Source organism: Mycobacterium sp. E740, assembly GCF_001672895.1.
Classification (GTDB): Bacteria; Actinomycetota; Actinomycetes; order Mycobacteriales; family Mycobacteriaceae; genus Mycobacterium.
In genome coordinates, this window is record NZ_LZKP01000076.1 from 1 (window position 1) to 10,830 (window position 10,830).

The window sequence follows — 10,830 nt, forward strand, 5'->3', positions numbered from 1 at the left end:
TCGAGCTCAAGGAGCGGCTCGCCAAACACGTCAATTTCGCGCCTGAGCACATCTCGGTGGGTTGCGGGTCGGTCAGCCTGTGTCAGCAGCTGATCCAGATCACCTCGACTGTCGGCGACGAGGTGATTTTTGGCTGGCGCAGCTTCGAGATCTACCCACTGCAGGTGCGCACCGCGGGCGCCACCCCGGTGGCGGTGCCGCTGACCGACCACACCCACGACCTCGACGCGATGCTTGCCGCCATCACCGACCGCACCCGGCTGATCTTCGTGTGCAATCCGAACAACCCCACCGGCACTGTCGTCGACCCCGCCGCACTCGCGCGCTTCATTGCCGCGGTGCCCCCGCACATCGCCATCGCGATCGACGAGGCCTACGTCGAGTACATCCGCGAGCCAATGCTGCCGGACAGCTTCGGCCTGGTCCGCGACAACCCCAATGTCATTGTGCTGCGGACATTTTCGAAAGCCTACGGGTTGGCTGGCCTGCGGATCGGTTATGCCGTCGCCGACCCCGACATCGTCACCGCGCTCGGCAAGGTCTACGTGCCGTTCACCGCGACCAGCATCTCGCAGGCCGCCGCGATCGCCTCCCTGGACGCCGCCGACGAACTGCTCGAGCGCACCGATGCCGTCGTCGCCGAACGCTTCCGGGTGACCGCGGCCCTGCGCGACGCCGGCTACACCGTCCCCGACTCCCAGGCCAACTTCGTGTGGCTGCCGATGCCCGGCCGCGCCCAGGAGTTCGCCGAGGCGTCGGCGGACAACCGCATCATCGTGCGGCCGTACGGCGACGACGGGGTGCGCGTCACCGTCGCCGCGACGCACGAGAACGACGCGTTCATCGAATTCGCCCGCCGCTGGAAGGAAACCGCATGACTTCGACGCGCACCGCCCGCGAGACCTTCACCGATCTCACGGAACGCACCGACAAGATCTCCGACGCCGAACTCGACGAGTTCTGGGCCACGCTGCAACCGGCCACCATCGACCTCATGATCGGCGAGTGGAAGGGCGGCGAGTTCCACACCGGCCACAAGGCGAACGGGTTCATGGAACGCCTCAACTGGTTCGGCAAGACGTTCGTATCCGCTGCCGACGCCAAGCCACTGGTCTGCGTGGACGCCGACGGCAACAAGTTCTCCAACACCGAGGCGATGAACGGCGAAGCCAGCCTCTGGATGGAGGAGTTCCGCGGCGAGATGGTCGCCTCGATGGTGTACGACGGCGCGCCGGTGCACGACCACTTCAAGGTCGTCGACCACAACGCCGTCATCGGCATCATGAACGGTAAGGGCGCCCTCGACGACGGGCGGCACCTGTACTTCTACCTCGAGCGGGTGTGACGGTCAGGCGCGCCGGCCGGTGCAGGCGAGCAGTCGCGTGAGCGCATCCGCATCGCCACCGACGTCGATTGGGTCGTCGAAGCCGACGTTCACCCGGCCCTCCGGGGTGATGATCCTGCGCGCCAGCTCCAGCACGTAATCAGACAACGAGTCGGGTGCGGTCACCTCGCGCCCCACCGTCTCGGCGTAATCCCAAGCGTGCACGAGGAATTCGATCGACAACACACCCACCATCACCTTGGCCGACGCTTCGTTGCCGCCGAACTCCACCGTGCCGTCCAAACCGCGGCGGTGCCAGGCGTCGAGGGCGGGCCGCGCCGCTGCCACCACCTGCTCCTCGACCGACACATCACGATCCCGTTCAGTGAACTCTGCACCCGCCATCGCACCGATCGTGGTGATGGAGCCGAGCAGGTGATCCGTCAGCGCGGCGACGTCGAAGTCCCGGCACGGGGTCTGCTTGCGCATATCGTCGGCGGCGATGCCATGGAGCACGCGCTGCAGCACGGCGAACGACTTCTCCGCGCTTCGTAGTTCGTCGGTCGGCGGCGATTCAGGTCCAGCGCGCAAGTCGTCGGGCATGACGCCACGCTACGTGGCCGGTGGGCATATCGTTGCGGGGATGAAGACGCACGTGCGAGTCGCGGCCGCGGTGCTGGTCCTGGTCGGCGTGACTACGGCGTGCCAACGCACCACCGAGGGGTCGGTCGCGATGACCACCCAACCGGGCCCGCCGTTGACCTCCCCGTCGGCGACGGCATCTCCGTCGATACCGGGGCTGCCCGACATCGGGATTCCGAACCTGCCGCTGCCGACCCGCAGAACCGATGTCCCCGTCGTGCCGCCGCCACCGAACGCGCTGACCATGACGTGCAAGGAGTTCACCGGGCTCGACGAGCCGACCCGGGTCGCAGTCATCCGCGAGATCCTCAAGCAGGACAAGAACCCACTGGGCCCGAACGGGGAAGGCGTCGGGCAGATGCTCGTCGAGGCGGCCTGCCAGTTCCTGCCCAGCGCCACGGTGAACGAGGTCCTGCTGGGCCAGCCGCCGGGCTGACGAACTAGCGTGGTGCGGCATGAGCCAGAAAACTGAGGCTTACGAATCCGTCACCGTCGACATCTCCGATCACGTCGCGCGGGTGACGTTGATCGGCCCCGGCAAGGGCAACGCCATGGGGCCTGCGTTCTGGGCGGAGTTGCCCGAGGTGTTCGCCAAGCTGGACGCCGATCCCGAGGTTCGCGCCATCGTGCTGACCGGCTCGGGCAGGAACTTCAGCTACGGACTCGACCTGGTCGCGATGGGTGGCAGCCTGCCTGGCTTGGACTCCGGCGCGAAGGGCCGGCTCGAATTCCATACCACCTTGCAGAAGATGCAGGGCGCCATCACCGCGGTCGCGGACTGCCGCACCCCGACCATCGCGTCGGTGCACGGTTGGTGCATCGGTGGCGGTGTCGACCTCATCAGCGCCGTGGACATCCGTTACGCCAGCGCCGACGCGAAGTTTTCGGTGCGCGAGGTGAAGCTGGCGATCGTCGCCGACGTCGGCTCCCTTGCGCGGCTTCCGCTGATCCTGTCCGACGGACACCTGCGCGAGCTGACCCTGACCGGCAAGGACATCGACAGCCAGCGCGCCGAGAAGATCGGTCTCGTCAACGACGTGTACGACGACGCCGACGCCTCGCTGGCAGCGGCGCACGCCACCGCTTCCGAGATCGCGGCCAACCCGCCTCTGACCGTTCGCGGTGTCAAGGATGTACTCGATCAGCAGCGCATAGCCCGGGTGTCGGAGAGCCTGCGCTATGTGGCCGCGTGGAATTCGGCGTTCCTGCCGTCGAAGGATCTGGGTGAGGCGGTCACGGCGATGTTCCAGAAGCGCCCACCGAACTTCACCGGGGAATAGGCGTCCAACCGAGTTCGGCCTTGGCCTTGGCGTTCGACAACGGCAGCCAGGTGTCGCCGAACGCCGTAACGCCATACGGTGCGACGAGCTTCACCGCTGCCCGCGGGATGCGCAGCATCCGGTGCCGTCCCAGTTTCGCCCCCAGTTCTCGGGTGTAGTCGTCGAACGACTGCGGCCGGTCGTCGACGATGTTGTAGATCTGCCCGCCGCGTCCGCGCTCGAGCGCATTCGCGGTGGCCTTCGCGACGTCGTCGATGTAGACCCACGACGCGATTCCCGAGCCACCCATGTCCAACGCCACCCGCCACTTGGTCATTCGCTGAATGAGTTCGTCGTGCGGGACACGGGGACCGTAGAAAGCGCCGTAGCGCAACACGATTCCCTCGGTCTCGCTGTGCTCTCCGGAGGTCAGGACCTTCTGTTCCATGCCGCGCAAGGCGGCCAGCATCGCCTCACCGTCGGGCGGCGGTGGGCCGGGATACGGATCGCTCTCGTCGATGAGCGCAGGGCCCGTGGTCGGATAGCCGTACGCGAAGATGACGGATTCCGCGACGACGCGACGCACACCGGCGCGCTGCGCTGCGGCCAAGAGATTGGGCGCACCGGTTCCCCACAGCTTCTTGGCGGGCTCGAAGTCTCTGATGCGCATCGGCCCGCGCTTCGGCAGCGTGGTCAGCAGCGAAACCACCACCTCGGGCGCGAAATCTGCGACAGCCCTGGCGATTTCGTCGGCATCGAACACGTCGGCCACCACCGGTTGGGCGCCCGCCGCCGAGATCTGCGACGTCTTCGACGACGACCGCGTCAGCCCGACCACCTCGTGCCCGCGCGAGTTCAGCTCGCGCAGCAGCGGCAGCCCCGGCACGCTCGTAGCGCCGGCGACCAGCACCCGCATCAGTGCGCCACTCTCTCAGCAACGATGTTGGCGCGCAACGCTATTGCCAAGATCACGGTCGTCACCACCAGTCCGCCGGCCTCCAGCCAGCCGATCCATTCACCCGCGCCATGGTGCGGGTCGACGAGGTGGCTGAGCGCGTGCAGCGCCCAGTGCAGTGTCGCGAACGCGAGGGCCGGAGTGCGCCAACTGCGCCACCGCACCGCCGCGAGCAGCAGCAGGCCCTGCGGCACCTCGAAGGCGGCGTTGTCGAAGATGTAGTGGTCGTTGCGCGCACCGAAGTTCCCGAGCGTGTCGAAGAACGCGCCCGGCGTGAACAGCATGAACAGTCCGACGGTCAGCGCGTACAGCCCGAACACGACGAGCGTCACCTCGACGAATCGCGTCTTCGCGGGGGTCCGCGTTGCCATACCGTCACGCTAGTGCGTCATGCGCCGAATGGGCGGTGGCGGAGGGATTTGAACCCCCGGACGGTGTTAGCCGTCTCTCGCTTTCAAGGCGAGTGCATTAGGCCGCTCTGCCACGCCACCGCCGACAAGAGTACGGGCAAGCCCGGCACCGCCGCGACGGTGACCGCTCAGACGCGGCCGAGCTTGGCCTTGGCGTGGCCGTTCTTGAGCGAGACGCTTATTCGCCTGCAGTTCTCGCCCATCGCCGCGACCTGGGGGCGCGACAGTCGGTCGAGAAAGTGCGCGCGAACGCCCTCGCCGTAGGTCGTCATCGCCTGTCGTACCGCGAGCCTGCCGTCCTCGGTGATGCAGGCCAGCACGCCGCGGCCGTCGTCCGGGCTGGCGTCGCGGCGCACCAGACCCTGCAGTTCCAGCCGGCGGATCTGCCTGGTGACCCGGCTCGGCAGCGACATCAACCCGTCCGCGAGATCACCCATGCGGGCCGACCCGGTCGCAGACTTGTCCAAGATGTCCAACAGTCGCACATCGTTGAGCGTCAGGTGATGCGTGTCCACCAGCGCCCGATTCAGTGTCGCGTACATACGCAATGCCGAGTCCAGAAAGTTTTGCCAAGAACGTTGCTCAGCGATGTCCAAACCCGGCATGTCCCCCGCGGTACGACCCGCGATGATCCCCTCCATGCGGTCATAGTAAGGGGCGGGTTCATTGCTGGGCGGGGTTTTTTCAGACTGTTTTTGCAGGCTAGTAGCGTTAACTGAATGCACGCGATCGTGGCCGGGCCGGAAGGCCAACTGAGCTGGAAGGAAGTCCCCGACGTCGAGCCCGCACGCGGCGAGTTGCTGATAAAGGTGGCCACGGCCGGGATCAACCGGGCCGACCTGTTGCAGGCCGTCGGCAAGTACCCACCGCCGCCCGGCGCGAGCGAGATCCTCGGTCTCGAGGTCGCCGGAACGGTAGTCGCCCTCGGCGACAACACGTCGGGATGGTCTGTGGGACAACAGGTCTGCGCCTTGCTGGCCGGCGGCGGGTATGCCGAGTACGTGGCGGTTCCGGCCGGGCAGGTGATGCCGGTTCCCGCTTCGGTGAGCCTGCATGAGGCCGCCGCGCTGCCCGAGGTGGCCTGCACGGTGTGGTCGAACCTGGTGATGACGGCGGATCTGGCGGCGGGGCAGCTGGTGCTTATTCACGGCGGCGCCAGCGGCATCGGCACCCACGCGATCCAGGTGGGCCGCGCGATCGGAAGCCGCGTCGCGGTGACCGCGGGGTCGGCGCACAAGCTCGATCTGTGCGCCGAACTCGGGGCGGAGCTGACCATCAACTACCGCGACGAGGACTTCGTCGAACGGGTCAGCGCTGAGGGCGGCGCCGACGTGATCCTCGACATCATGGGCGCGGCGTATCTGGACCGCAACATCGACGCGCTCGGTCCCGACGGTCGATTGGTGATCATCGGGATGCAGGGCGGCGTGAAGGCCGACCTCAACATCGGCAAGTTGCTCGGCAAGCGTGCCGGAGTCATCGCCACCGCGCTGCGCGCACGCCCGGTCGACGGGCGCGGAAGCAAGAGCGAGGTCGTCGCCGAAGTGGTGGCCAACGTCTGGCCGATGATCGAAAGCGGCGAAGTGCGGCCGATCATCGGCGCCGAGTATCCGGTTCAGGAAGCCGGCGCGGCGCACGAACTCCTGCAGTCCGGCGAGGTCTCGGGCAAAGTCCTTCTGCGCGTAGCGGATTGACGGCTAGCCCAGCGAGGCTAGGGCGCGCACCAACTGATCGACCTCCGCGGTGGTGGTGTAGTGCGCCAGCCCGACCGTGACCGCGCCACCGATGTCGTTGACGCCGATCACGTCGAGCACCCGCGAGTTCGCGTTCGCGATCGCCAGGATGCCGTTGTCCGCCAGCCGTTGCACCACCCGTTCGGCGGGCACATCGTTGACCGCGAAGCTGAGCACGGGAATCCGCGCCTCGGGCTGGCCGATGACCATGACCGTCGACAGCGACCGCAGTGAGAAAAGCAGGTAGTCGAACAACCGGTTCATGTACGAGCTCGCCGAATGCATCGACACCGCAAGCCGTTCGCGGCGCGTGCCGTGGGCGTTCTCGTCGAGCGAAGCCAGGTACTCGATGCTCGCCACCACGCCCGCCAGCAGGCCGAACTGATGGGCGCCGACTTCCAGCCGCGCCGCCCCCGTCGCGTCCGGGTCCAGCGACACCGAACCGAATGAGTCGATCAGCGACGGGTCGCGGAACACCAGCGCCCCGATCGGCGGCCCACCCCATGCCAACGCGTTGATCGCCACCACGTCGGCATCGATGTCGTCGATGTCGATCAGCTGGTAGGGCGCGGCCGCGGAGTGGTCGACGACGACCAGCGCGCCCTGGTCGTGAGCCAGCTTGGTCACCGCGCGCAGGTCGGTCACCGTACCCAAAGTCGGCGAGGCGGAAGTGATCGCGACCAGCCGCGTCGGCCGGGTGATCAGACTCTCCCACTGCCAGCTGGGCAGTTCGCCGGTCTCGATGTCGACTTCGGCCCACTTGACCTTCGCCCCGTAAAGATTGGCGGCGCGGAGCCACGGCGCGATGTTGGCCTCGGCGTCGAGCCGGCTGACGATCACCTCGTAGCCGAGCCCGAGGCGCGAAGAAGACGCGTCCGCCAACGAGGTCAGCAGGATCGCGCGGTCGGCGCCGAGCACCACGCCCCGCGGATCGGCGTTGACCAGATCGGCCACCGCCGAGCGGGCGGCCTCCAGCACGGCCGCACTGCGCTGCGCCGACGGGTGCGGCCCGACCGGTGTGGCCATCGAACCGCGGAACGCGGTCGACACCGCGCGCCCGACGGTGTCGGGCAGCAGCATGCCGTGCTGGGCGTCGAACCGCACCCAACCATCGCCCAGGGACGGGTGCAGACCGCGCACCCGGGCGACGTCGTATGCCATGCCAGTCCACCTTCGAGCGTCCGCGATTTCACAAACCGACACGATTCTGGCCGAAAGTCGGCTCGACCCGCCATGCCGGACGGGGTCTGTTGCGCAGCCATACTAGTCCAGTGAGCTTTCCGCTCGGGGCGCTAACCGGGTTGTCGTTGCTGGTCAGCCCCGGGGACACGTGGACCACGGTGGACGCGTTTGCTCGTGGGACTAGTGTCGCTAGATGCGACGGACGCGCGGATTTGTTGGAACCTAGAGGGAACCCAGAGGGTATGACCGACGACGACAACATCGAGATCATCAGCCAGGGCGATGGCGAGGCCGACGAGGAGAGCGACGGCAAGTCGCTGACCGACCTCGTCGAACAGCCGGCGAAGGTGATGCGGATCGGCACGATGATCAAGCAGCTCCTCGAGGAAGTACGCGCCGCGCCTCTCGATGACGCCAGCCGCACCCGGCTGCGCGAGATCCACCGCACCAGCATCTCCGAACTCGAGGAGGGCCTCGCACCCGAGCTGCGCGACGAACTCGAGCGGCTCACGCTGCCGTTCACCGAGGACGGTGTGCCTTCGGACGCCGAGCTGCGGATCGCCCAGGCTCAGTTGGTCGGCTGGCTGGAAGGCCTGTTCCACGGAATCCAGACCGCGCTGTTCGCCCAGCAGATGGCGGCCCGCCAGCAGCTGGAGCAGATGCGCGGACAGGGCGCATTGCCGCCCGGCGTGGCGATTCGCGGCGGGCCGTCGCAGCCGGGGACCGGACAGTACCTCTGAACGTCGGGTAGGAGCCGGTTGGTGATCCCGCACATCGAGACACGCAACGCGTGGGTGGAATTTCCGATCTTCGACGCCAAGGCGCGCTCGCTGAAGAAGGCGTTCCTCGGCAAGGCCGGGGGTGCGATCGGCCGCAACGACTCCAACGTCGTCGTCATCGAGGCGCTTCGCGACATCACCATGTCGCTGGAGCTCGGCGACCGGGTCGGGCTGGTCGGTCACAACGGCGCGGGTAAGTCGACGCTGCTGCGGCTGCTGTCGGGCATCTACGAGCCCACCCGCGGCGTGGCCACGGTGACCGGTCGGGTGGCGCCGGTGTTCGACCTCGGCGTCGGAATGGACCCGGAGATCTCGGGCTTCGAGAACATCATCATCCGCGGACTGTTCCTCGGTCAGACCCGCAAGCAGATGCTGGCCAAGGTCGACGAGATCGCGGAGTTCACCGAACTCGGTGACTATCTGTCGATGCCGCTGCGCACGTACTCCACCGGTATGCGGGTGAGGCTTGCCATGGGTGTGGTCACCAGCATCGACCCCGAGATCCTGCTGCTCGACGAGGGCATCGGCGCGGTGGACGCCGAGTTCCTGAAAAAGGCGCAGACCCGGTTGTCGCAATTGGTCGAGCGCTCCGGAATCCTGGTGTTCGCCAGTCACTCCAACGAATTCCTGGCACGGCTGTGCAACACCGCGATGTGGATCGACCACGGCACCATCCGGATGGCCGGCGGGATCGAAGACGTCGTGCGCGCCTATGAGGGTGAGGACGCCGCCCGGCACGTCCGGGAAGTGCTCGAAGAGACGCGCCAGGGATGACCGACCGCGTGTGCGCGGTGGTGGTCACCCACCGGCGACCCGACGATCTGGCCAAGTCTCTGGAGGCGGTGTCGGCCCAGACGCGCGTGCCCGACCATCTGGTCGTCGTCGACAACGACGACGATTCCCGGGTGGCCGAACTGGTGGCGGGGCAACCGATCCCGACCACATACCTGGGCTCGCGCCGAAACCTCGGCGGCGCAGGTGGTTTCGCGTTGGGCATGCTACACGCGCTGGCGCTCGGCGCTGACTGGGTGTGGCTGGCCGACGACGACGGGCGGCCCGCCGACTCGGAGGTGCTCGGCACGCTGCTCGAGTGCGCCACCCGCCATGGGCTCGCGGAGGTGTCGCCGATGGTCTGCGACATGAACGATCCCGGGCGGTTGGCGTTTCCGTTGCGCCGGGGTCTGGTGTGGCGGCGTCGCGTCGAGGAGTTGCGCACCGAGTCGGGTTCAGCTCTGCTGGCGGGAATCGCATCGCTGTTCAACGGGGCACTGTTCGCCGCGTCGGCGCTCGAGGTGGTCGGCGTCCCGGACCTGCGGCTGTTCGTGCGCGGCGACGAGACCGAACTGCACCGCAGGCTGGTGCGCTCCGGCCTGCCGTTCGGCACCTGCCTGAACGCGGTGTACCTGCACCCGCAAGGCGGCGACGAGTTCAAGCCCATCCTCGGCGGCCGGATGCACACCCAGTATCCGGACAACGCCGCCAAACGTTTCTATACCTATCGCAACCGCGGCTACCTGCTGTCCCAACCCGGTTTGCGCCGCCTGCAGGTGCAGGAGTGGGCCCGCTTCGGCTGGTTCTTCCTGGTGTCGCGGCGTGATCCCGCCGGACTCAAAGAGTGGATGAGGTTGCGGCGCATGGGCCGTCGCGAGAGGTTCAGGAGGCCTGCCACGTGACGTTCACCGACGCCGCCGCACAGTCGAAGACGATGAGCCGGGCATGGGGCGACCTCGTCGCCGGGTTCGGCAAGCGTGAACTGTGGCTGCATCTGGGCTGGCAGGACATCAAACAGCGCTATCGCCGCTCGGTGCTGGGGCCGTTCTGGATCACCATCGCGACCGGCGCGACCGCCGTCGCCATGGGCCTGCTCTATTCGAAACTGTTCAAACTCGAACTGTCCGAACACCTTCCGTACGTCACCCTCGGGTTGATCGTGTGGAACCTGATCAACGCGTCGATCCTGGAGGGCGCCGACGTGTTCGTCGCCAACGAGGGTTTGATCAAGCAGTTGCCGACGCCGCTGTCGGTGCATGTGTACCGACTGGTGTGGCGGCAGATGATCCTGTTCGGGCACAACATGATCATCTTCGTGATCATCGCGATCATCTATCCGGAGCCGTGGAAGTGGACCGATCTTGCGGTCATTCCCGCGCTGGCACTGATCGTGCTCAACTGCGTGTGGGTGTCGCTGTGCTTCGGCATCCTGGCCACCCGCTACCGCGACATCAGCCCCTTGTTGAACAGCCTGGTGCAGTTGCTGTTCTTCATGACGCCGATCATCTGGAACGAGTCCACGCTGCAGCAGCAGGGCGCCGCGCGGTACTGGCGCATCGCGAACGCCGCCAGAATCCAGCCGACCACGGTCAACACGATCACCACCACCCAGTGACGCAGCTCCTGATCTGCCCCGAGCAGCGGCGCCCGCACGATGTCGAGGTAGTGCAGCAGCGGGTTGAGCTCGACGATCTTCGCGTACCGCGCGGCGCCCTGCTGCTGCAGCGTGGACTCGTTCCAGATGATCGGCGTCATGAAGAACAGCAACTGCACCA

13 protein-coding genes, 1 tRNA gene and 1 pseudogene are annotated in these 10,830 nt (G+C 67.0%); 9 read left to right on the top strand and 6 right to left on the bottom strand.

Annotation, left to right across the window (positions count from 1 at the left end):
* On the top strand, nt 1-878 hold an 878-nt coding region (locus tag A5663_RS06695), incomplete at its 5' end, for a histidinol-phosphate transaminase (RefSeq protein WP_068145635.1).
* A complete protein-coding gene (locus A5663_RS06700; protein ID WP_068145638.1) occupies nt 875-1,345 on the top strand; it encodes a DUF4334 domain-containing protein in 471 nt (156 codons plus the stop codon). The genes A5663_RS06695 and A5663_RS06700, both read left to right, overlap by 4 nt.
* Before the next feature lie 3 nt (nt 1,346-1,348).
* Here the strand turns inward: A5663_RS06700 and A5663_RS06705 are convergent, their stop codons facing one another.
* Entirely contained in the window at nt 1,349-1,927 is a 579-nt protein-coding gene (locus A5663_RS06705) for a TIGR03086 family metal-binding protein (RefSeq protein ID WP_068145640.1), read from the bottom strand.
* Between the two features lie 40 nt (nt 1,928-1,967).
* Here A5663_RS06705 and A5663_RS06710 point away from each other — a divergent pair, with 40 nt between their 5' ends.
* Together A5663_RS06710 and A5663_RS06715 are read left to right on the top strand one after the other, a co-directional pair.
* A complete protein-coding gene (locus A5663_RS06710) occupies nt 1,968-2,402 on the top strand; it encodes a hypothetical protein (protein ID WP_068145644.1) in 435 nt (144 codons plus the stop codon).
* Between the two features lie 19 nt (nt 2,403-2,421).
* Nucleotides 2,422-3,246, top strand: a complete 825-nt coding sequence (locus A5663_RS06715) for a crotonase/enoyl-CoA hydratase family protein (protein WP_068145646.1) — start codon at nt 2,422-2,424, stop codon at nt 3,244-3,246.
* Here A5663_RS06715 and A5663_RS06720 read toward each other — a convergent pair.
* The 4 genes from A5663_RS06720 to A5663_RS06735 all read right to left on the bottom strand — a co-directional run bounded on the left by A5663_RS06720 (nt 3,233) and on the right by A5663_RS06735 (nt 5,231).
* Nucleotides 3,233-4,141, bottom strand: coding sequence for an NAD(P)-dependent oxidoreductase (locus A5663_RS06720; RefSeq protein WP_068145651.1), 909 nt, complete (start codon nt 4,139-4,141; stop codon nt 3,233-3,235). The genes A5663_RS06715 and A5663_RS06720 overlap by 14 nt on opposite strands.
* On the bottom strand, nt 4,141-4,551 hold the full coding sequence (locus A5663_RS06725) for a hypothetical protein (protein WP_068145655.1): 411 nt from the start codon (nt 4,549-4,551) through the stop codon (nt 4,141-4,143). The genes A5663_RS06720 and A5663_RS06725 overlap by 1 nt, the downstream gene beginning before the upstream one ends.
* 33 nt (nt 4,552-4,584) lie before the next feature.
* A tRNA-Ser gene (locus A5663_RS06730) sits at nt 4,585-4,671 on the bottom strand.
* Between the two features lie 47 nt (nt 4,672-4,718).
* Nucleotides 4,719-5,231: a MarR family winged helix-turn-helix transcriptional regulator gene (locus tag A5663_RS06735; protein WP_068145658.1), complete on the bottom strand. Its 513-nt coding sequence runs from the start codon at nt 5,229-5,231 to the stop codon at nt 4,719-4,721.
* A gap of 78 nt (nt 5,232-5,309) precedes the next feature.
* On the opposite strand from A5663_RS06735, the gene A5663_RS06740 reads away from it, so the two are divergent.
* On the top strand, nt 5,310-6,284 hold the full coding sequence (locus A5663_RS06740; RefSeq protein ID WP_068145663.1) for an NAD(P)H-quinone oxidoreductase: 975 nt from the start codon (nt 5,310-5,312) through the stop codon (nt 6,282-6,284).
* 3 nt (nt 6,285-6,287) lie between these two features.
* Here A5663_RS06740 and A5663_RS06745 read toward each other — a convergent pair whose 3' ends face one another.
* On the bottom strand, nt 6,288-7,484 hold the full coding sequence (locus A5663_RS06745) for a cysteine desulfurase-like protein (RefSeq protein WP_068145666.1): 1,197 nt from the start codon (nt 7,482-7,484) through the stop codon (nt 6,288-6,290).
* Nucleotides 7,485-7,747: 263 nt separating this feature from the next.
* Here A5663_RS06745 and A5663_RS06750 point away from each other — a divergent pair, with 263 nt between their 5' ends.
* From A5663_RS06750 to A5663_RS06765, 4 genes and pseudogenes are all read left to right on the top strand, one after another.
* Nucleotides 7,748-8,245 carry a bacterial proteasome activator family protein gene (locus tag A5663_RS06750; protein WP_068145669.1) on the top strand — a complete coding sequence of 166 codons (498 nt, stop codon included), beginning with the start codon at nt 7,748-7,750 and terminating at the stop codon, nt 8,243-8,245.
* 18 nt (nt 8,246-8,263) lie between these two features.
* Nucleotides 8,264-9,058 (top strand): ABC transporter ATP-binding protein, encoded by a 795-nt coding sequence (locus A5663_RS06755; protein WP_068145671.1) that lies wholly within the window; start codon nt 8,264-8,266, stop codon nt 9,056-9,058.
* Nucleotides 9,055-9,957, top strand: coding sequence for a glycosyltransferase (locus A5663_RS06760; RefSeq protein ID WP_068145674.1), 903 nt, complete (start codon nt 9,055-9,057; stop codon nt 9,955-9,957). Before A5663_RS06755 ends, A5663_RS06760 begins: the two co-directional genes overlap by 4 nt.
* Nucleotides 9,954-10,604 (top strand): annotated as a pseudogene (locus tag A5663_RS06765) (ABC transporter permease); the annotation flags it as partial. The gene A5663_RS06760 and the pseudogene A5663_RS06765, both read left to right, overlap by 4 nt.
* Between the last annotated feature and the right edge of the window lie 226 nt (nt 10,605-10,830).

What these genes read in the sequence shown, in the direction of transcription:
- A5663_RS06700 (WP_068145638.1), top strand. Translation starts at nt 875, where the DNA reads ATGACTTCGACGCGCACCGCCCGCGAGACCTTCACCGATCTCACGGAA.
- A5663_RS06705 (WP_068145640.1), bottom strand. Translation starts at nt 1,927, where the DNA reads ATGCCCGACGACTTGCGCGCTGGACCTGAATCGCCGCCGACCGACGAA.
- A5663_RS06710 (WP_068145644.1), top strand. Translation starts at nt 1,968, where the DNA reads ATGAAGACGCACGTGCGAGTCGCGGCCGCGGTGCTGGTCCTGGTCGGC.
- A5663_RS06715 (WP_068145646.1), top strand. Translation starts at nt 2,422, where the DNA reads ATGAGCCAGAAAACTGAGGCTTACGAATCCGTCACCGTCGACATCTCC.
- A5663_RS06720 (WP_068145651.1), bottom strand. Translation starts at nt 4,141, where the DNA reads ATGCGGGTGCTGGTCGCCGGCGCTACGAGCGTGCCGGGGCTGCCGCTG.
- A5663_RS06725 (WP_068145655.1), bottom strand. Translation starts at nt 4,551, where the DNA reads ATGGCAACGCGGACCCCCGCGAAGACGCGATTCGTCGAGGTGACGCTC.
- A5663_RS06735 (WP_068145658.1), bottom strand. Translation starts at nt 5,231, where the DNA reads ATGGAGGGGATCATCGCGGGTCGTACCGCGGGGGACATGCCGGGTTTG.
- A5663_RS06740 (WP_068145663.1), top strand. Translation starts at nt 5,310, where the DNA reads ATGCACGCGATCGTGGCCGGGCCGGAAGGCCAACTGAGCTGGAAGGAA.
- A5663_RS06745 (WP_068145666.1), bottom strand. Translation starts at nt 7,484, where the DNA reads ATGGCATACGACGTCGCCCGGGTGCGCGGTCTGCACCCGTCCCTGGGC.
- A5663_RS06750 (WP_068145669.1), top strand. Translation starts at nt 7,748, where the DNA reads ATGACCGACGACGACAACATCGAGATCATCAGCCAGGGCGATGGCGAG.
- A5663_RS06760 (WP_068145674.1), top strand. Translation starts at nt 9,055, where the DNA reads ATGACCGACCGCGTGTGCGCGGTGGTGGTCACCCACCGGCGACCCGAC.